The 20,823-nt window shown below is 35.5% G+C and carries 14 protein-coding genes; all 14 read right to left on the reverse strand.

Going from position 1 to position 20,823, the window contains the following annotated elements:
- Nucleotides 1-97: 97 nt before the first annotated feature.
- On the reverse strand, nt 98-1,774 hold the full coding sequence (gene ilvD, locus ACFSR1_RS23415) for a dihydroxy-acid dehydratase (RefSeq protein WP_378295463.1): 1,677 nt from the start codon (nt 1,772-1,774) through the stop codon (nt 98-100).
- 814 nt (nt 1,775-2,588) lie between these two features.
- On the reverse strand, nt 2,589-3,245 hold the full coding sequence (locus ACFSR1_RS23420) for a response regulator (RefSeq protein WP_378295464.1): 657 nt from the start codon (nt 3,243-3,245) through the stop codon (nt 2,589-2,591).
- Nucleotide 3,246: 1 nt separating this feature from the next.
- Nucleotides 3,247-3,990 (reverse strand): sensor histidine kinase, encoded by a 744-nt coding sequence (locus ACFSR1_RS23425; protein WP_378295465.1) that lies wholly within the window; start codon nt 3,988-3,990, stop codon nt 3,247-3,249.
- A 29-nt stretch (nt 3,991-4,019) separates the two neighbouring features.
- Nucleotides 4,020-4,727, reverse strand: coding sequence for a hypothetical protein (locus ACFSR1_RS23430; RefSeq protein ID WP_378295466.1), 708 nt, complete (start codon nt 4,725-4,727; stop codon nt 4,020-4,022).
- Entirely contained in the window at nt 4,727-5,128 is a 402-nt protein-coding gene (locus ACFSR1_RS23435) for a hypothetical protein (protein WP_378295467.1), read from the reverse strand. Before ACFSR1_RS23435 ends, ACFSR1_RS23430 begins: the two co-directional genes overlap by 1 nt.
- 576 nt (nt 5,129-5,704) lie before the next feature.
- Complete coding sequence (locus tag ACFSR1_RS23440) at nt 5,705-6,565, reverse strand: 5-oxoprolinase subunit C family protein (protein WP_378295468.1); 861 nt, start codon at nt 6,563-6,565, stop codon at nt 5,705-5,707.
- Nucleotides 6,562-7,296, reverse strand: a complete 735-nt coding sequence (gene pxpB, locus ACFSR1_RS23445) for a 5-oxoprolinase subunit PxpB (RefSeq protein WP_378295469.1) — start codon at nt 7,294-7,296, stop codon at nt 6,562-6,564. Before pxpB ends, ACFSR1_RS23440 begins: the two co-directional genes overlap by 4 nt.
- Nucleotides 7,293-8,024, reverse strand: a complete 732-nt coding sequence (gene pxpA, locus ACFSR1_RS23450; protein ID WP_378295470.1) for a 5-oxoprolinase subunit PxpA — start codon at nt 8,022-8,024, stop codon at nt 7,293-7,295. Before pxpA ends, pxpB begins: the two co-directional genes overlap by 4 nt.
- A 27-nt stretch (nt 8,025-8,051) precedes the next feature.
- The gene (locus ACFSR1_RS23455; protein ID WP_378295471.1) at nt 8,052-9,269 is read right to left on the reverse strand and encodes an Nramp family divalent metal transporter; all 1,218 of its coding nucleotides are present in this window, start codon (nt 9,267-9,269) and stop codon (nt 8,052-8,054) included.
- A 244-nt stretch (nt 9,270-9,513) separates the two neighbouring features.
- Nucleotides 9,514-10,857, reverse strand: coding sequence for an ATP-binding protein (locus ACFSR1_RS23460; protein WP_378295472.1), 1,344 nt, complete (start codon nt 10,855-10,857; stop codon nt 9,514-9,516).
- A gap of 4 nt (nt 10,858-10,861) precedes the next feature.
- Nucleotides 10,862-11,680, reverse strand: coding sequence for a peptidoglycan-binding protein (locus tag ACFSR1_RS23465; RefSeq protein WP_378295473.1), 819 nt, complete (start codon nt 11,678-11,680; stop codon nt 10,862-10,864).
- Between the two features lie 142 nt (nt 11,681-11,822).
- Nucleotides 11,823-12,458 carry a hypothetical protein gene (locus ACFSR1_RS23470; protein WP_378295474.1) on the reverse strand — a complete coding sequence of 212 codons (636 nt, stop codon included), beginning with the start codon at nt 12,456-12,458 and terminating at the stop codon, nt 11,823-11,825.
- Between the two features lie 24 nt (nt 12,459-12,482).
- Nucleotides 12,483-16,469: an eCIS core domain-containing protein gene (locus ACFSR1_RS23475; RefSeq protein ID WP_378295475.1), complete on the reverse strand. Its 3,987-nt coding sequence runs from the start codon at nt 16,467-16,469 to the stop codon at nt 12,483-12,485.
- A 48-nt stretch (nt 16,470-16,517) separates the two neighbouring features.
- Nucleotides 16,518-20,807 carry an eCIS core domain-containing protein gene (locus ACFSR1_RS23480; RefSeq protein ID WP_378295476.1) on the reverse strand — a complete coding sequence of 1,430 codons (4,290 nt, stop codon included), beginning with the start codon at nt 20,805-20,807 and terminating at the stop codon, nt 16,518-16,520.
- Between the last annotated feature and the right edge of the window lie 16 nt (nt 20,808-20,823).

Genomic DNA, 20,823 nt, shown 5'->3' on the forward strand with positions numbered 1-20,823 from the left:
TTTTTATACTTCAGCAATACTGAAATGTTTTTCGATTCCTGTCTGCACAGGAATGACAAATTATTGACTTCAAACACCTAGTGTATTGAAGCGCCTATTAAAACTCATCCGTAACACATCCCTGTGATGCAGATGAAACTGTATTTGCATATTTATACAAAACTCCCTTTTTGAATTTCAAAGGTGGTTGCGTCCAGGAAGCTTTTCTTCTCTTAATTTCTTCTTCCTCAATAGCAACAGTGATCGAATTGGTTTCTGCATCAATGGTGATTAGATCTCCATCTTCTACCAACCCAATTAAACCACCTTCTTGTGCTTCAGGAGTAATATGCCCTACCACAAATCCGTGAGTTCCTCCAGAGAATCTTCCGTCTGTTATTAAGGCAACGTCTTTACCAAGACCCGCTCCCATGATCGCCGCTGTTGGTTTTAGCATTTCCGGCATTCCGGGACCTCCTTTAGGACCTTCGTACCTAATGACGACCACATTGCCTTTTTCTACTTTACCGTCTCTTATTCCGTCATTCGCTTCATATTCACTATCAAAAACCTTTGCTTTTCCTTGAAAACGTAATCCTTCTTTACCGGTAATTTTAGCTACACAACCATCTTCGGCAAGATTACCAAACATGATTCTAAGATGTCCTGTAGGCTTGATAGGATTTTCTATGGGTTTGATTACATCTTGTCCTTCAGTAAGATCCGGAACATCTAGGAGATTTTCTGCAAGCGTTTTTCCGGTAACGGTCAAACAATCTCCGTGTAATAAACCTTTCTTCAATAAATACTTCAACACCGCCGGGATTCCACCAACTTCGTGTACATCTTCCATCAAATATTTACCACTTGGTTTTAGGTCCGCTAAAAACGGAGTCTCATCGCTTATTCTTTGAAAATCTGCCAAAGTAAATTCTACATCTGCTGCCCTGGCAATGGCCAAAAAGTGTAACACTGCATTGGTAGATCCACCTAACACGGTAACCAAGCGAATTGCATTCTCCAATGATTTTTTGGTAACTATGTCTAATGGTTTAATATCTTTTTCTAACAGTGTTCGCATAGCACGACCTGCCGCGATACTCTCTTCTTCTTTATTGTTACTAATTGCCGGATTGGATGAATTATATGGCAAGGACATTCCTAAAGCTTCGATTGCAGAAGCCATTGTATTCGCCGTATACATTCCTCCACAAGCACCTGCTCCCGGACATGCTTTTTCGATTACGTTTTTATATTCGTTTTGCGTAATGGTTCCGGCTACTTTTTCTCCCCAAGCCTCAAAAGCTGAAACTACATCCAATTTCTTTCCAGCATGCAACCCAGAAGCGATAGTTCCACCATACACTAAAATCGATGGCCGATTTAATCGTATCATTGCCATTAATGCTCCTGGCATATTTTTATCACATCCTACTACAGTAACCATTCCGTCATAAGACATTGCCTGCACAACAGTTTCCATTGAATCAGCAATTACATCTCTGGACGGTAAAGAAAAACGCATTCCAGGTGTTCCCATAGAAATACCATCACTTACACCAATCGTATTAAATATCAATCCAACTACATCTTCTTGCTGTGTCCCTTTCTTTACTAACTTAGCGAGATCATTAAGATGCATATTACAAGGGTTACCTTCATAACCTGTACTTGCAATACCCACCAAAGGTTTTTTAAAATCTTCATCAGTTAACCCAATTGCATGAAGCATTGCTTGTGCTGCTGGTTGTGTATCGTCTTGAGTTACTTGTTTACTATATTTATTAATGCTCATTCCGTTTGAATGTGAATTTTTTATTAATTGTTTAAAATTTTAACTGTTTTTTTGACGAATTCATATACAATCAAATAAACCACAGTATAAAACTATTTCGTAATGACTAAACCGTTGAATTTTATTCAATAAGCTTACAATATCCAACTACTACCAAACAAACCTTATATATTGATTTACAGATATTTACACTCATTTTATTTACAATCACTATTTGTTAATTTTTATTGCACATTATTTTTTAGACAAAAAAAACTCCCTTCAAATTTCGAAGGGAGTTTAGTATTTAAATGATATCAATATCCCCTCAGCGCAGTGAAATAATCACAACGATACTAATGACATTGATACTACTATTTTTTATTGTTTTCATTATTTACTTTAAAATACGGGTTAAAAAAAATCCCTTTACGTATGCAAAGGGATTTTACTATGTTTTATATTATAAATATCCCTTTCATCGCTGTGAAATAATCACGTCGTTACTAATGACATTAATAATATTGATGTTACTTGTTTTCATTTATGATGTAAAGATAACGAAATATTTTTTTCGAAAAACAAATTCTTTTCTTGTACAGACAATAATCACTTTTAAAAGTAAAAAACTTGATACTATATTAAGAAAAACTATTCTTCATCAATATAATCCAAAATTGTTGAGGATTATAGATTCCAGCCTCTAGTTTATCCTGAGCTAAGTCGAAGGACTGGAATGACAATCAAACCAATAAAGACAAAACATGTCATTCCGGCATATACCGGAATCCAAAATAACAGCTAAAAAACTTGAATCTCTTCTACAAAGCAGTTTTTAATCCAGCTTAAACAAATTATTTTTCATGCAATAGATTACTAGCCCAACTCTGGTTTTCACTTGCAACTTCCGAAACACAGCTTCGCGATAATTCTCTATAGTTTTAGGACTTAGATTCATTTCACCTGCAATATCCTTGTAGGTAAGCTCTGAACATGTATATTTTAGAAATGTCCATTCGCGATCCGTTAACTTTTCTGTAAGATCTTGACTTGATGCTATATCTGCCTTATCCGAATATTTAAGTGCGGTTTCTATTTTACTTGAGTAATAAAACCCTTGTTCTATGACCATTTTCATAGCAAACTCAAAATTCTCCGGATGGATATCTTTTAACAAATATCCTCTGGCACCAGCTCTCAGCATTTTTATAATGGTCTCTTCATCATCTTCCATCGTTAAAGCCAGCGCTTTCTGTTCTGGTTGATTTTCTTTTAACCATTGCATGGTTTGAATACCATCCATTACCGGCATTTTTACATCTAACAGCACTAAATCCGGCTTTTTTCTTTTATGTAAGTAGTATTGTGTAAGCTCCTTTCCGTTCTTTAGAATCGCCAACACTTCGTACCCTTCCAGGTTTGTGATAAGGCTCTCCAGAGATTGTGCAAACAGAAGATGATCATCTACAATTACAACGGTTTTTTTCTTCATTTTAATTTTGATTTGATGATAGTTTATCCTCTTCTTTAAATGGATATCGCAAGATAAGCAAAACTCCTTTACCCGGTTCTGACGTACAATTAAACTGAGCATTCACTAAAGCAGCTCTACTTTTCATATTCAACAAACCAGAATTGGCTTGAACAGATGTCATATCATACCCTACACCATCATCTTTTATAGTAATAGTTAAATCACTGGCAGTGTATTCTAATTTAACCAACAAATGTGATGCTTCTGCGTGTTTTATGGTGTTAGAGAAAAATTCCTGAATGACACGATATAAGATAATCTCATCTTTAGGATTAATCATTACCTCTTCTCCTATTACTATAAATTCTGGAGTTAAAAAGTTAAGTTTCTTAAAACGATCCAATTCGACCTGTATAGACTTGACCAATCCTATATTCTGAATCACCTCATGATTTAAAGTTTTGGAAAGATTCCTGATTTCTTGTAGACTATCACCCACTAAACCTCTGATATCCTGTACGGATTCTTTGATTTTTGGTTCTAGATTAGTGCTCAAAATATTAATCTGCATCACTGCCGTGGAAAGTAATTGTCCTATATTATCGTGTAATTCCCAGCTTACGTTTTTTAAGGTTTGTTCCTGGATTTCTAGTTTGGAGTTTTGTAGTTCTTCTTCGAAGCGCTGTTCAGCTTTGAAACGTTCTAGGAGTAATTTGTTTTTACGTCTTTGAAAGGCTACAAAAAACATAATACCGAATATCACGAAAAATAATATAATAACGGTAAAATAAACTATGAGTAAGATTTGTTCTTTTTGTAACATACCAGAAAGCCTACAGCATAACAAGAATACATAAAAATATTCAGTATCGTTAGTATTGTTAGAAAAATTCTAACAAATTCTGGACTAGTAGTATTACTATAGTACTGTTCATAAATGAAAATTGGATTTACTATTAGATGAAATACCAAAGCACCAACAGAAACATAGAAAGGAATTGATTTATAAAATTCCAATATCTTTTCACTTTGTAACATCTGAAAATAATAGTAAATTATATACAAGACCAGTAAAATGGTTCCTACGCTCGCATTAAAAGTAGAGTTGGTCTTAAAAAAAACTCCAGAAAAAGCTAGATTTACTACACAGGCCAAAACATAAATACTAACAATTTTGATACTGATTTTCCTATATTTTTGGTTATCAATAAGATTCACAAAATAAAGTAAATAAAATGTAAAACTTATTACATCATAAACATTATACACCCATTTATTACGAGCAAAAATAGTATTCTCCAAAAACTTAAATGAACTAAAATCTTCAATAAAAGTTGGTAACCATCCAAATACCACTTCTACAAAAACCGTGAACCATAAAAACAAAACAAGATATCGAGTAAAACCATTTACCCTATATCTTGAAATGTAAACTGTTCCTAAAATAGCAGCAGTTAGTTCAAATAGATTAATTATTATTACGTTTATGTAATCACTCATTAATAATCATTTGGAGGAAAACCGTTCCCACCTTTGTTAAATGCATCTATGTCATAATTATTTTCTGGATCTCCATCACCTTTACCAGATGCTCCCGGACGAGAACCTGTTGGTGCTAAAAACAAAGTAGACATTCCTTTTTTCATTTTACACTTAGACTTAGGATATGCACCCATATATATTCTGATACCCGGATCTTTGATTCCTTGCTCTGCCGACTCTTGTTTTACATACGCCAGGTACTCTTCTAATTCCGCCACTGACCAGTGAAACTCCCGTGCATCTTCAAATCCAAGGTTCTTTTTAAGATGTCCCACTCTTTTAGTACACCAATTATCATGAAGCTCTTTTGCTTCTTCTCTTGTAATACACTTTTGGGGTCTTTGTACTTTTTTTGCCATAATATATTTGTTTATTGGGTTATTACCGCTAATATATCCAAAAATCCATGTTTTACACAAATAACCCAACCCTTTTATATAATTATTTTACGGTAAACCCGTATAACTAATCATTTATATATCAAGTATTTAACTCTAATACAAAAAAACATAAAAAACTAAACAAAGGGGCTTTTCCCCCTATTGAAAAAGGGTGGAATTACCCTATTCAAGCTATATATAAATCATAGATTTATAGCTTAGAATGCCTAGCATCCTTTACTCTATAAAAAAATAGCTACGAGAATATTACCGAGAATCTCCGTTATCTAATTAACCAGTGGTGCGCTTGAATTTATTTTTTATCAAAACCTGTCAATTCAAGTGCTTCGACTTTAAAAGAAGTACTTGTCTATCGCAGTGCCAAGTAGATATCTACCCTTCGACAAGATCAGGATAACAAGGGTTTTGGATCAAAAAAGCTATTCTCGATACTCTCCAGCAGCGGGCAGGCTATTTTATCTCCATTTCATTATGCCAAAACTCTCGAATTGAGGCTTTTTTTATAACACTTCTCTTAAATACACAACCGGTTAATTAACTAAACTCTTTCAGGATAAACTTGATTTTTTCACCTGTTCTTATCTGTGAAATAGCATTAATCGCATTCTCTGTTAATTGTAAAACTCTGGGATATCCACCCGTAGTTTGACAATCTCTCGTCAAAATAATGAGCTGACCAGATGGGGTTAACTGAACAGTTCCAGGTAAAACCGGAGAAGTTAACATGGAACCCAACTCATTTTCCAATAGTTCATCCAAAGGGATTGCCATGCGATTTCTGGTAGTTGAAACCGTATACTCTTTACTAAATAAAAACTTCTTTTGATTACTAGACATGAGGTCAAATTCAGGACCCGGAAAAGCATAGATCTGATTAGATGTCATCCACAAAAAAGATGGATTTACAACACCATTTGATGTCGAAAAATCGACACAGCTATCATAAGGAATCAGATCACTCTTTTGAAGTTTATCAAAGTGCGTGATCATTTTATATTGAGATCTACTATTTAAAATTAAATCTGATTGAAATCCAAACTTTATTCCTACAAAACCATACACTCCTTTTTTGACATTTTTGAGTCTCAAAACATCTCCCTTTTGGACTCGTAATTGTGAGTACATATTACAAGTATTATCATTCAAAAAAGGTATACAAACCGCTCCGGTAATTGTTATAACTGTATCCTCATGAAATTTTAAAACAGGAGGAATCATAGTCCATTCTATCACCGCACAATCATGATTATTTCCTAAAATTGAATTAGCCAAAAAAAACGAATCTTGATCCATGGCCCCACTTCTTGGAATTCCATACTTAGAAAAACCAAACCGACCTTGATCTTGAATACTTGTATATAATCCTGGAGAAATTATTTCTACAGCCCCTCTCATAAAACATCGTTTTCAAGTGTAAACAATCCTGAGTTTACCAATAACCTTATATCGTTATATTCTTTTTCCTTAATCGATATAAATTGAATTTTATCTCCAGGAGCAGCGAAACAACACTCAGGAGCACTCACGTCAAAAAAATCAACTGGTGTCTTCCCAATTACATGCCAACCGCCAGGACTATCACCAGGATAAACCCCCGTTTGGTTTCCACCAATTGCCACAGATCCTTTTTCTAACTTCATACTTGGCGTAGCTTTTCTTGGTGTAATCAACCTATCATCCAGGCCACCTAAATATAAAAACCCAGGTAAAAAGCCAATAAAATAAACTGTATACAAAGGAGCAGAGTGTAGTGCGATCACCTCATCAATATCCATTGATTTACTTGCAGCAAACGACGGAAGTTCTGGAGCGACTGAAGCTTCATAACAAACAGGTATTTTCCACAAGCGTTTTTTTAGTGGTTGTTTTTTAAAATCTTCAGAAAACAATGATTTAAGTGTTAAAACCTCATCATAGACATTCTCTATAGTAGATACATAAGAAATTAATAGCGAGTTATATGATAGAATTACTTCAACAATTAGTTTATCATAAAATTTTTCAATGGAATTTTTATAAAAAAGTAGCGATTCTAACAGAATTTCATCAATTTTTGACGGACCTTGTATTAAAATTGAACGCTCGCTGTATTGTTTAAATGTAAACTGAGTCTCTAAATCTTTCATTTGAATACATAATTTCGCTTAGAAAACTCCTTATATATATACTCTAAAATCTCCACCGATTTTGGATTATCACCATGCACACAAATGGTGTCAAAAAGAATCGGAAACTCCTCTCCTTTTATCGTTTTGATTTTTCCATCAAAAACCATGTTCCATACATGATCAAAAACTTTTTCCGGATTTTTTATCACCGCATTTTTCTCAGCACGGGAAACTAAGGTCAAATCCTCATTATAGTTTCGATCCGCAAAAACTTCATATTTTACTCTAATATTTCCTTTGCTAATATAAGAAATTATTGAATCTTTAGGTGTTATTATATATAAACTTTTATCGACATTAAGCACAGATTCCATTATTGCATTTGCGACGCTTTCATTTTTCATCGCTTCATTATATAATGCTCCATGAGGTTTTACATGATGCAATTGCCCACCTGCTGCTTCAGTAAAAAGTTTTACTTTTTGAATTTGATCTATCAAAGTCGAAACAAGTTCATCATATGAAATATCCATAACCACTCTTCCAAAATTTTCTCTATCAGGATATGAAGGATGTGCTCCGATTTTCACCTTGTGATCCAATGCTAAGTCAATTGTTTTTTTAATCTCCTGATCATTGCCTGCATGAATTCCACATGCGATATTGCACCAAGATACATAGGGCATAATTTGCTCATCAAAACCAGCCTCCTCCCCTACATCAGAATTCAATAATATATTTTTCAATATTCCTACTTTTATTAAAGATTTTTCTTACATATTTTCAATTACTTTCCATATACCTCTAATTCCTAAAAAACAAGTAATAAGCACTATCAAAAAACCGAGCACATTTTGCTTTAAAGAATTAGCAAAATTCCCCAAAATATTTTTCTGATTCATGACCCATAAAAGGAAAATCGCAATGATCGGTAAAAGAAGGCCATTTGCTATTTGAGCAAATCGAATAATCACGATTGATTTTATTCCCAAAGAGGAAAACAAAATACCCAAAAAAAGTATAAACATCCATACGGATCTGAATGATTTACTTTTCAAACCGTCTTTCCAACCCAAACATCCTTTTACAACATAAGCAGCTGCCAAAGGAGCTGTGATTGCAGAGGTAATTCCTGCTGCAAACAAACCCATCGATAGTACATATTTTGCCATAGCACCAAAAACTGGTTCTAATCCCTTTGCCAAATCAGCAGCATTATGAACTTCTGTCTGTTGTATGGCAGCTCCTGCAATGATGATTGCCATAGAAACTAACCCTCCCAACACTATTGCTACAATAGTATCTTTTCTAGCTTCGGGTAGTTCTTCTTTGGATTTCCATTTTTCACTTACGATAGATGCATGAAGAAATAGATTGTATGGTACCACTGTGGTTCCTATTAAACCAACGATGGTTAGTATTTTATCTGCTGAAAAATCAGGTACAAATCCTTTAAATAACAAAGAAAGATCTGGCTTGGTTACTATTGCTGTGATAATAAATGCCACACTCATCAGCAAAACAAGCGCTATTAAACTTCTCTCTAAGATTTTATAATTTCCAATATACAACAAGACAAAGGCTATTACTCCAATAATTAGGCTCATGTAATTAATTGATATAGCACCTATCTTTACTATTGGCGACCCTAAAATGGTAGATAACCCTAATACGCCTCCACTAATATTACCCGCTTCATATGCGGCATTACCGATAAAAATTGCTGACAACACCAGTGTTATCAATATCCATCGGACTATCTTATTGTCAAATTGAGATTTTAAGACTTCGCTGAGTCCTTGTTGTGTCACTATTCCCAAACGTGCTGACATTTCCTGTAAAACGATACACGCGACTATCGATAGTGCCAAAGCCCACAGCAATGAATACCCAAATTGTACTCCTGCCAATGTGCAGACAGTGACGGTTCCAGGACCAATAAAGGCAGCCGTAACCAAGGTTCCTGGTCCGATCTTGAAAATATTTTTCATCCAAAAGGTAAAAGAATATTAGTATGAAAACGATGGATCATAAAAGACCTTAAAACGAAGCTTTTTTATAAAAAGAATATTTTAGTTTGGGCTTGATCCATTCTAAAATATTGATTTCTCTATGGAAATACACAGAATTGTTGATAAGATGGCGAAATAGTTTATAAACTCTTAAACCCGGTAAATCTATTACAGCTTGAAACTGTTTCAACCTTCATAACGAAGTTTTAATATATAAATCGAGTTAAATCGTAACCATTTTACCTTCTTTGAGGTATTCTTTTTTAATCCCCTCTAATAATGTATCAAGTTGAATTGTCTCATGCTTAGCTGCAATGGTCTTAAGACAGGTAAATTGTACCACATTGATAATATTAGCACCTGTTATTGCATATTTTTTTGATATTTCCTCCAAGGAAACTTGAGAGTCTAAAGGAATTTTATCCGGTAAATTTTTCTGCCAAAGGGATAGCCGTTCTTTATAGGATGGGTTTTCAAATTCTATAATAGATTGAAACCTACGAGTGAATGCCGTGTCTATATTATTTTTAAAATTAGATGCTAAAATAACTAGTCCCGGATGCGCTTCAATACGCTGTAACAAATAAGATACTTCCTGATTTGCGTACTTATCATGGGCATCTCTTACATTGGTACGTTTTCCAAAAATGGCATCAGCCTCATCAAAAAACAAAATCCAAGATTTGTTTTTTGCTTTGTCAAATAGTTTTGAAAGGTTTTTTTCGGTTTCCCCTATATATTTAGAAACAATCATAGACAAATCAATGCGATATACGTCTGTCCCGGTGTATTTTCCTAATAAGGTTGCGGTAAGTGTTTTTCCAGTTCCAGGAGGACCCGAAAAGAGAATACGGTATCCAGGTTTGATTCTGGATTTCATATTCCAATCGTGTAAAACGATATCATTATAATTTAACCAGGTTTCGATCTCTTTTATTTGTTGTAACGTTTTGTTATTAAGTACCAAATCATCCCAATCCAATTGAGTGTCGATTCGCTCTGCCGGAAAATCCTTGCTCATTGTAGGCTTCAATATCTTGCCGGTAGTAAACAGTTCTACATATTCTTCATCCATCATCAAACGGCCACTCATTTTGGGCTCTCCGATTGGTACGCTGTCTAAATACAATACTCCTTCACTTCTAAAAAGGTGATCCTCATAGAACATTTCTGTGAGCTGGGTTCTTTGTTGTATATCATTTCCACCTATTATGAATTGTACGGTTTCTCCCGTTGGAATAATACCTCTATGGTTTTTACCTTTTACCCCTCCAAACTCGGGTAATTCTCCTCCATTAGGTAAAAAGTCGGATATAATTGTTGTAAAAAAATTAGGGGATATATGAGGAACAATAGCCAATAGTAAAGTGATAACTTCTTCTAGAGACAATTCTTTTTTTCTAACAAATATTGAAAATAATGAATCATCCGATACTATATGATCAAATTTCGGAAAGATTGGTATTTCGGTAGTATAATTATCTTTTAAGCGGTACTCTATCACTTCTCTTAAGAAAGAAAGCTTACTATTGAAATGGACTGTATTTTGGATTAATGTTTTTTCCATCTTTTTAAACTAAAGGCTCAATTGAAAACACATCGATTTTAGATCTTCTGAAGCTTCTGGTCCTTTTCATAACGGCTATTCCGTTTCGGGAACCTTGATGATTGGTATTTCCTTCTATCGTTTCTATAACATCATCGTTTCTAGAAATAATGATTCCTGTATGTGTCCAATCCAAACGTGATTTCTGAATTAGAAAAATATCTCCTGGCTTTATTATCGTAGGATCTCTTCTTATGGTTTGATATCTGGATAACAATCCTTTTTCTAGACCAGTATTACCGACAGTATCACAACTATACGTAAGTGGCATCAGGGTCTTAAAATTTTTACCAATAGCACTTGCAGCCTGATCAAGGATGGTTTGTGCAAATCCCATACACCAGAACCAAAGGGATCCGTCATGGCCATCCATATAACTCCGAACCCAAGGCCCACTATTAGATTGTCCGCGTATATCAAGCTCAAAAGGATGCTGTTTTAAGTGATTTTCTGCAACTTCTACCATCAAATCCCTTAGATTAGTATTGATTAATGGTTTTTCAAAAGCTTCTTTCAAATTGGATGATAATCTATGGAATAGCTCTTGGTCAACGACACCGGTTTTTGTAAAACCATTAAAGTCCTGAAAGTTTTTCACAGCTCTTTCTGTAGCAGGGCCAAAATCTCCATCGATGCCTGTTGCTGTTCCGCTACTAGGATTTCTCATAGAAAACAGCGTTAACCAGGATTGAATCTTCATAACGTCTTTTTTGTTATTGCTGGCTCCTCTTCTTTTTTGGGTAGCTTTGATCACCAATTCTTTCTGATATGCTGTTTTTTTCATCCCATTTCGCTTTAGAACTTAAATTTACTCTTATTTAACTGGTTTTCAATGGGGTAAAAAACTAATCTTTTTAGGGGTATTTTCCTACAATCGCTTTAACTTTTGAATTTGATCCTTTTAATCATAATACAATGTCAACCAATTATTCGATTAGGGAATAATGTGGTAGCCCTCCAAATTCTTTACATATATTTTGTACGGTCTTAGCATATTCAGCTCCATTCTTATAGAAATTAGGTTTAAAGTTGCCTAAATCAATTATCAATTGATAGTATTTATCAAGTATTGTAAGTTTTAGAAAAACAGGAATTTCTATATTAACTTCATTTTTGATAAATGTAGAATGGTAGTTAAAAATTGCTTCTGAAGCTTTTGTCCTATTAGCTTCATATAGAAAATTGCATATTACCACACAATTAGTAGTATCATTTTCAGTTACTCTTTCCGAAAAAATCCAACTATCATCATCTAAATCCAACCCTATAAAAACATCAGGTAATTTAATTTCTGAGGTGTTTATTTCTGAAGTATATATTTTTAGTTTCCATACAATCTGCCAATTATCCGCCCAATCACTCTCACCTATGAAATCTGAAAAATAATCTGTTCTGCAAACAACTATATCCCAAGATTTAACAATTGCGTTCAGATTCAGATATGAAAGGATACTCTGGCAAAATGATTTTGAACCTTTGTTAATAGCATCACCCAGCTCATCGAAAAGTACCATTTCAACACTTTTCTCTTTTATGATTAAACTTGATAGGAATATTGTCATTTATATGAGTTTTCAATATTAAAATTACGGATTATCGTTAGGTCCTCTAAATCTTTCTCCTACATCAAATGTATAACCGCTTTCTGTATTTGAACCATCTGATAAATTTAAACTTTTTGGCATCACTTCCAGATTACTTATAGTACTATAATAATCCAATCTATCCGATTGTGGGGTATACTTCCCATCAGAATTCCATTGATCTACAACTTTATGTTTGTGTTCCATAGTAGCTCTTGTATTACCACTATTATTGTACCAATTATTACCATACCTAAACTGATTTGGATTATTAGGGTTTTGCAATCCATCATAACCACTAGCAGTCTGTGTCCCATAAGGCGTAGTTAATTGCTCCGTCCTCATTCTATTAACCGCAGCTCTATAACGGGTACCGTAAAACTTATTCCTTAATGTAATTCCCCTTCTAGGGTCAGTATTTTGCCACTCTGGTTTGAGCATATAAGTACCGTCAATAGTATCTACAAATTTGGAAGGGTGTTCTTCAACACCTATTCTATTTAATACCTCTTTATGTTCATTTAGTTCAGTGGTCATTTGCTCTATTTCATTTGCCGGAATCGGATTCTGATCGTGATCTCTTAATCTATCTGACATCATATCTACAAGACCACTTACATTCACCAAATCAGTGTTATTTTCATTGCCTTCGGATAAATCAAATATTCTTGATTGCACTGATCTTACTTCTCTTCTTAAATTATCAACACTATTTGTTCCTTCTTTAGGTATTTCTTCTGTTGATCTTTGCACATAATGATAATCCCAGGTGTCTCCTCCATCTGTAACCGATGATATATTAATTACAGAGGCATGATCTGTATTTACCTTGTTTTTAATGCCTTGCGCTTCTTCTGCAGTAACTTCTCCTTCATCTTGTTCTCTTTGTCCTTCTGAATTAATTGCTGCAACAGCTACACTTACTGGTCCTGTAGCGGGTGCTTCTTCTTCGGAGGGAGGAGCACTTCTTCCCATTACCCTATCTAATAAAGCCATCCCCGTATCTACGGCTTTGTTTACTAACCAAGTCAAGGCTTCATCAATCAATGCTCTAACAGATCCTATGATTTCTGCTATTCTAGCTCCTATTCCTCCTAATCCTACTTGATTGGCAAGGAATCCAATGACTACTGGCATGGATTGTCCCATGGTTCGTTCGAGGTAATCCGCTGCTGTGGCTACATTTCCTTGGGCAATATCTGCTACTCCATTCACAAATGAGTTGATTACTTCGAGCATTTCACGGAGATACTGTATAAAACTCTGTACTGCATTAAAGAATGCCATAGCTCCGTTAACCACAGCCATAATTCCAGTAGGATCCAACATGCTTAATAATCTGGTAGTTATTTGTGTAATGATACGGGTCATTACAAAGTTTTTCACCGCATCGATTACAATATTCCAAAGGTTACTAAGTTGCTCTTGGATTTTGTCCCAGATTGCCGCAATACCCCGTTCTTGTACATCTTTGATAAAAGTCCATATACCTTCTAGTGTATTAATCGCACCACGAATACGAGCTACTCTTTCTGGTCCTATACGTGGATGTTCTGCTAATTTTTCCCAAATACGCTCCATAGAAAGGCCTAATACTTCTAATACCCAACTAATCACACCTTGCAACGAGAAGTCTGTGAGTTCCGGAATACCAGCATCTCTTAACTCTCGCATGAGCCAACCCATCACTCCATTGATCAAATGAGTTACGATATTGTCAAAGAATTTTACAAAGCCTTCTTTGATCGCTCTTAGTATGTTTTTCAGGAAGCCTATTGGATCTCGTTTGATGTCTTCCATAGCTTGAAGCGATCTGGTAATGATATTGCTTATCAAATCGAATGGGAAATTCATAATTTCCAAAATCGCCACAATCACTATTCGAACTATTTCTGCTACAAATGCAATTAATCTACCAATCGGTTCGCCAAATGTGTCTATGATCCTGATAAAAGCGTCAATAGGATTCAGAAGATCATCAATCGTAAAAGAATTCCAAAGATCAATAAAGAGCTGTACAATAGATTGCGGAGTCATGTTCAGTGTTTCTACCGCAGCTTCAATTTGGCCTGTTATTCTGGCTATCGCTCCAGTTTCGACCATCTGGGCGTATTGTTCTTCGCCTCCATCCATAAGGCTCATAAATCCTCGGATAAGATTCGGAACCGTTCTAGGTACTACTTCATCTGTAAAAGGATCTTTTCCTATAATCACCTTTATGAGCGAGAATCCTCTGGTTTCATTCGCTACAGAAGAAAGCCAACTCAGTAATGCTTTTTTGATCAGTTTCAGTACCTCGATAGCAACTGTCAATGCAAATGCCCAAACTCGCTCTAAGAAACCTGTAACTCGACCGGACAATGCTGTTAGATTGGCAGCTATCTCTGTAAGGTTCGCCGGACGAATGGCATCCCAAGCTGCGTTAATCAGCCCTCTTAACTCACCCAATAAAGACATAAAAGTTCCTACCTGAGTATCCAACCAATCGGCTGTTTCCTGCAGCGTACCGCGTTCTCGCATTTGTTCCAACTCGGTTTCCTTGCCAATAAGCATTAAGAAATCTTCCAGAATTTCTACAGTTGTAGCGGTTACTTCTTCATCTCTAAGCGGATCATAGTGTATGATCTTTTTAATCAACGACCAGGCGCGATTTTCCTCTAAAATAGGTTCGGCTACATCAATTAAAGCTTCTTTAATCCAAGTAATAATCTGATCTACCAAAGAGGTAGCAAATGCTGTTATTCTATCAACAAGATTACTAAACTCTTCTCTTAGCGCCCCAATAAATGAAGTTACAGAATTATTCTCCCATGTTTCTTCTACAAGATTCAATAATGCCTGAGTGGTTAGATTGAGTTCTCCTAACCTTCCACTAACCCAATCAAATACTCGCTGAATGATATTATATTCTTGTAGCTTATCAAAAATTGCTGTTCCAAAAGGAACTAATCCTATTAAACCTCTCAATAAGTTTATGGGTGTGGGCTCTACGCGTTGTCCTAACAATGGATCATATTGTATGATAACTGTAAACAAGAGATATCCGGGAATATGACGTGCGTTGTTAAGAATCCAATCCGGTATCCAATCCAAAAATGATCCCTGAATCATTTTTGGAGCAGATGTCACATCGGTAACTTTTCGTTTAATTCCGCCTCCTTGTTGAACTGTATGGGTTAATTCGTGTGCCAGTAAGTGTTTTCCTGAATCCGAAGAGGTGTCAAATTTACCTTCATTAAAATAAATATCATTTCCATGCGCGAATGCCTGAGCCCCCAGATCCTGGTTCATTTGTTTTGCATTAGCATCTGTATGTACCCGAACATTGCTAAAATCAGTACCAAAACCGGATTCCATTTGAGATTTCGTATCCTTTGGTAGTGGTGAACCTCCTCCTTTAGAACTATTTAATCGGGATTCTATGGAGGAGTTCTCGACTCCGCTCGAACCAACAGCCGTATTAGTTTTGGTTTGAAGAGACTGTACTTCTTCCTCTTCCTCTTCTTTTTCCTGAATCTCTTCTTCTTGTTTTTGTATATTAGAAGTAATAGGAGTACTATCTGTTTTTTCTTGAATTGTGGTTTCCGCTACCGCTTCCTTTTTCTGTACTTCTTCTTCTGGTTGTTTTTGAATTTCTTCCTCTTCTTTTTGTTGAACAGGTTCCTCCTCAGGTTGTCTTTGAACTAGTGGACTTATATGTTCTACTAATGGTTTTTGTTGAATCTGGTTCTCGGTATTTTCTCGTTTTTGAACCTCTTCTTCTGATTGTTTTTGGACAACCGGAGCAGGGCTAAAAAAGGAATTACTTTGATCATTTCCTTTGGACACAATAGTATTGGCAACTTTATCTGCTTCTACTTCATACTTATCTCCAGGCTTGCCTATATTCAGTTTAGGCTGAATAAAAGCACCATCCCCTTTCTCTTTTTGAAAAAGAGAGGAATTGCTGGATTTAGCATTTGTAGTATGTGTAGTCGCCGTTTTAAACATCTTTTATTCCTTCGAAATCTGTTTGTTTATTTCATAAGATTGTTTTAGTTACACTAATTCTTCTTGTGATGTCATTAATTGATTTATTTTGTTTGTATTTGATTTTGTAAACAAGAAGTGATCTTTTTTGAACTTAGCAATCATTCCCATCCGCAGGAACCCTTGTTCCATTCCTTGTACTTCTCCTTTGAGGCTTTCAAAATCTGCATTATCTCTTCTTCTACCCATGGCAACGGCTTCGCTCCAATCAATCTTAGAATGTTTAATCTTCAACCACATGATATAAGTATCTCTGGCGATCCAGTTGAGCGCCACCAATGCTCTAGCCTCATCACCATCCAAAGTAGCTACCTTCCAATAATCCACAGGACCGGCATCTAGTTTTCTTACTGCTCTTACTGCTTCTTCTTTGGATGGTGGTGGAGGCGGTTTTACTTTATCATCTTGCTTAGCACCTTGCTCTACCAGCTTTTGTTGTTTGCTATCACTACTGATATCAGGATATTCAAATGAGTCTTTATTGATCTCACCTGCCTTTAATTCGCCATTTTCTGTGGAGATTGGAAGTTTGAATCCTATTTTCAATGAATCTCCGAATTTCACTTTAGCAATTTCTAGTTTTTCTTCCCATATATCGATTTCTGCTAACCATAGATCTAGGTATACTCTTATCTTACCAATTAGCTCTGCAATAAACTGGGCATTTGCTTCTAGTGATATTTCTCCTTTTTTAATTTCTAAACCATTTTTATTAGACCATTTTGCTCCTAATTCTGCTTTGGCTTCTGCATTAGCTTCTAGGCCAATGTTACCAGTTAATGATCCTTCAACCTTCGCAATAAGTGCACTTAAGGTTGCTTTTAGTGTTAATCCTAAGGTAAAACCTCCTTTACCGGACATGGCGATAATAATCTTACCTTCTATATCTGTATTTTCTTCTGGTTTGGTGAGATTAAAATTGTTAAAGCTAAGCTGTAATTCTTTAAAATAAGGAGGTGTAAAAGACGCATACAGGTCTGCTCGTCCTTCTATTCCTAAAGTGAGATATACCCCAATGGGTAATGCAAATAATATGATATCCGGTGGACCAATCTTAAACAAGTTTTTATCAAACCTCTTTTCCTTTGGCTTCTTATCAGAACGATCCAATTTTACACCACCAGACACAATGATGTCCCCGTTAGGTTGAAGTACTACTTTTGCATTAGCTACAATCCCTTTGGTCAATACAAACGAAACATCTCCACTACCAAAAATGCTCCACGATTCTGATATTTCTCCGGTAGGTTTGTTGTCTTTTCCTATTACCTGATTAGTAACCCCAACCGTTACTTCTCCTTCTGTATTACTGGATTCTAGTTTTATCTTGGTTTTACCTTGAATCAGTAATGCTCCATTATTATAGGTGATATCTATTTCTGAATCAACACCGGGAATGTCAGGTTTTGCTTTACCAGACACGAAAATATCGTATGATTCTGCTCCTTCTTTTTTGGCTATTTTAGCATGAACACTACCACTTTTTATTCCAGGAAGGTCAGAATTTAGTTTGAAATCACCTTCTACAGAAAACCCTTTTTCTCCGTATTTGACAGATAATCTACTACTGTCTACTCCAGGAACATTGAGATCTGCTTCTCCTTCTGCTGCGAAATTATTTTCTTTATAACTAGCTTTAATAGTTGCCTTTTTAACTCCCGGAACCTTACCTTCAGGAATTCCGATAGTTCCTTCTACCGACCATTTATTATCTTTATACTCAACTTTTACCTCGGCCGGATCAAAAATTTTGGAATCAAAATTGAAAGCTCCTTTTAGCTCAATACCACCAGATGTAGAAGCTGCCGCAGATATATGCCCTTCTCCTACTTGCTTAATTTCAAAATCTACGTTTCCTTTAAGTCCTAAACCTTTCTTAGAACTAGCAAATAATGTTAGTGATGTTTCTCTTAGTACAAATGGCGATGGTAAAGACAAAGTATCATTCGTAAAGGTTTTCGAAATTTCTATCTCACTATTTTGAATAATAAAGTCTAACTCTGCTTTTTTAATGAAACCTAATGTTGGTAAAACTTTTCCTTTTACTAATACGCTATCATCCTGAAATGTAACTTCATCCAAACGGACAGGACTAAATTGTTTAGCCACAATATTACCTGCATTAATGATTGATTTTCTTCCTCCCGAACCTCCATCCACCACATTATCTACATATCCCGCAAACTGTGCTCCTGGTATTTTCTTAATTTCGACAGTACCTCCTGTTGCTCTTATTAAAGGATCATTACTTGGAAAATCAAGAACAAATTGCCCTAAAACATCGCTATTAGGATTATTGGTAAATGTTTTACTTGTAATTACCCAAGGTGCAAACCAGTTTTTCTCTCTGCTTGTAGGTGTTTGATTAGATCCATCCCATTTAAATTGCATGCCAACCGGATGATATCTTCTTGGAAAAATTAGCAGACTGTCAGCTGATCCCAGTTCACTCATATTTACAGGAATGATATGTTTTAAATGATCGCCTGCTTCAATTTGTGAACGAATCCAATATTTATCTGTACCCACTCTTCGTGGACCTGCACCTCTAGTAAAACCATTAAATATTAGATGGTACTTGTTTTTTACCTGCTTAATTTTTTCCTGAACATTAGTTGTTTTGGCTAAACCAGGTATCTTTTGCTCTAATGCTGCATTAGCATCTTTATCTTTAAGAGTTCGACGTACTTTTCTTTCTACCGCTGCTTTTATTACTTTACCGGAATTCACATTAGCACCTCTTTCTAATAGCTCTAGATTATCAATAGCATTTACTGAGGTATCATCGGGAAAACCAGATATTTGCATTTCAACAATGTGATCTACCTGGAAATACTTAGGACATCTACCTCTATTATCCCATTTTGGGGTTACGGCTTCCTTAACAATATTATTGATAGTTCCTGTTAGATAGCATGTTTTTGATTTTTTAACTCTAAATGCATATACTGTATGACTACCTGATGCAGAGGTATCCACTCCATTCGCTTTCTTATGCTTTTCTAAAAGAATTTTTTCAATATTTTTAGCATCTACCTCTTTTTTCCATATTGCTCTTTGATTGACACCTACTCTACTTCCGGTATATTTTTTATTCCTCTTAAGGCTATGCTGTGTATATAAATGATTTCTACCTCCGGTGATTTTAAAAGCCGTAACTGGAAGTGAATGATAGGTAATGGTTTCATTAGAATTTGAAACAAGACCAGATTTAAGTGTCCCCGGTGAAGAAGGTAAGGCTGGTGCCGTTGATTTTTGTATCATTTTGCGCTGTACAGAAGCACCTTGTTGTACCGTATGTGTTAACTCATGAGCTAGCAAGTGTTGTCCTGAAGTGGAAGCCGTATTATATTTTCCTTCATTAAAATAGATATCATTACCATGGGTAAAAGCCTGTGCTCCCAAATCTTTATTCATTTGTACTGCACTAGAATCCGTATGGACTCTAACATTACTAAAATCAGTTCCAAAACCGGATTCCATCTGAGATTGAGTATCCTTTGGCAATGATGATCCTCCACTCGTACTATTCAGTCGTGATTCTATAGAGGAAGTTCCAGACCCTGAATTACCATCTGGGTCTTCTGCTTTTTGTACAAATCTTTTTTCCTGAATCTGCTCTTCTTCCTCTTCTTCTTCTTTTTCTTGAATTTCTTCTTCTACATTTTGAATATCCGGTGCTGTAGTATTAGTTTCAATAGCTTCCGGAGCCGAAGGTTCGGGTATTATTTCCTGTTGCTGGACTTCTTCCTCTACTTTTTGTTGTACTTCTTCTTCAGGCTTTTGTTGAATTTCCTCTTGCTCTTCCTTTTCTTGTACAGGTTCTTCTTCGACTTGCGGCTGAACTAATGCTGTATTAGTCTCTTCTACTGGTTTTTCCTGAATTTGATTTTCCTCTGCTTTTTCCTGCTGTTGTATTTCTTCTTCCGGTTGTTTTTGTATTTCTTCCTGTTCTTCTTTCTCCTGTATAGGTTCTTCCTCTGTCTGTTTCTGTATTAATGGAGTAATATTTTCTACAAGTGGTTTTTCTTGAATTTGATTTTCTAAGTCCTCAGATTTCTGAACTTCTTCTTTCTGTTTTTGGACAGTAGAAGAAGTATCAAAAAAAGGGCTAGTTTGCTCCTTTCTTTTACTCACGATAGTATCTGCAACATGATCTGCCTCTACTTCATACTTATCGCCTGGTTTTCCAATATTTAATTTAGGTTGAATAAAGGAATCTTCTCCCTTACCATTTTGAAAAAGTAATGAGTTATTAGATCTGGTATTGGTTGTATTTGCTGTTGCGGTTCTAAACATTACTCTCTATTCATCT

Source organism: Aquimarina rubra (genome assembly GCF_042684305.1).
In the GTDB taxonomy this organism is placed as follows: Bacteria; Bacteroidota; Bacteroidia; order Flavobacteriales; family Flavobacteriaceae; genus Aquimarina; species Aquimarina rubra.

Excerpts from the sequence above, each read along its gene's own strand:
- ACFSR1_RS23460 (WP_378295472.1), bottom strand. The coding sequence starts at position 10,857 with ATGGAAAAAACATTAATCCAAAATACAGTCCATTTCAATAGTAAGCTT.
- ilvD (WP_378295463.1), bottom strand. The coding sequence starts at position 1,774 with ATGAGCATTAATAAATATAGTAAACAAGTAACTCAAGACGATACACAA.
- ACFSR1_RS23430 (WP_378295466.1), bottom strand. The coding sequence starts at position 4,727 with ATGAGTGATTACATAAACGTAATAATAATTAATCTATTTGAACTAACT.
- ACFSR1_RS23465 (WP_378295473.1), bottom strand. The coding sequence starts at position 11,680 with ATGAAAAAAACAGCATATCAGAAAGAATTGGTGATCAAAGCTACCCAA.
- ACFSR1_RS23480 (WP_378295476.1), bottom strand. The coding sequence starts at position 20,807 with ATGTTTAGAACCGCAACAGCAAATACAACCAATACCAGATCTAATAAC.
- ACFSR1_RS23455 (WP_378295471.1), bottom strand. The coding sequence starts at position 9,269 with ATGAAAAATATTTTCAAGATCGGACCAGGAACCTTGGTTACGGCTGCC.
- ACFSR1_RS23435 (WP_378295467.1), bottom strand. The coding sequence starts at position 5,128 with ATGGCAAAAAAAGTACAAAGACCCCAAAAGTGTATTACAAGAGAAGAA.
- ACFSR1_RS23475 (WP_378295475.1), bottom strand. The coding sequence starts at position 16,469 with ATGTTTAAAACGGCGACTACACATACTACAAATGCTAAATCCAGCAAT.
- ACFSR1_RS23470 (WP_378295474.1), bottom strand. The coding sequence starts at position 12,458 with ATGACAATATTCCTATCAAGTTTAATCATAAAAGAGAAAAGTGTTGAA.
- ACFSR1_RS23440 (WP_378295468.1), bottom strand. The coding sequence starts at position 6,565 with ATGAGAGGGGCTGTAGAAATAATTTCTCCAGGATTATATACAAGTATT.
- ACFSR1_RS23420 (WP_378295464.1), bottom strand. The coding sequence starts at position 3,245 with ATGAAGAAAAAAACCGTTGTAATTGTAGATGATCATCTTCTGTTTGCA.
- pxpB (WP_378295469.1), bottom strand. The coding sequence starts at position 7,296 with ATGAAAGATTTAGAGACTCAGTTTACATTTAAACAATACAGCGAGCGT.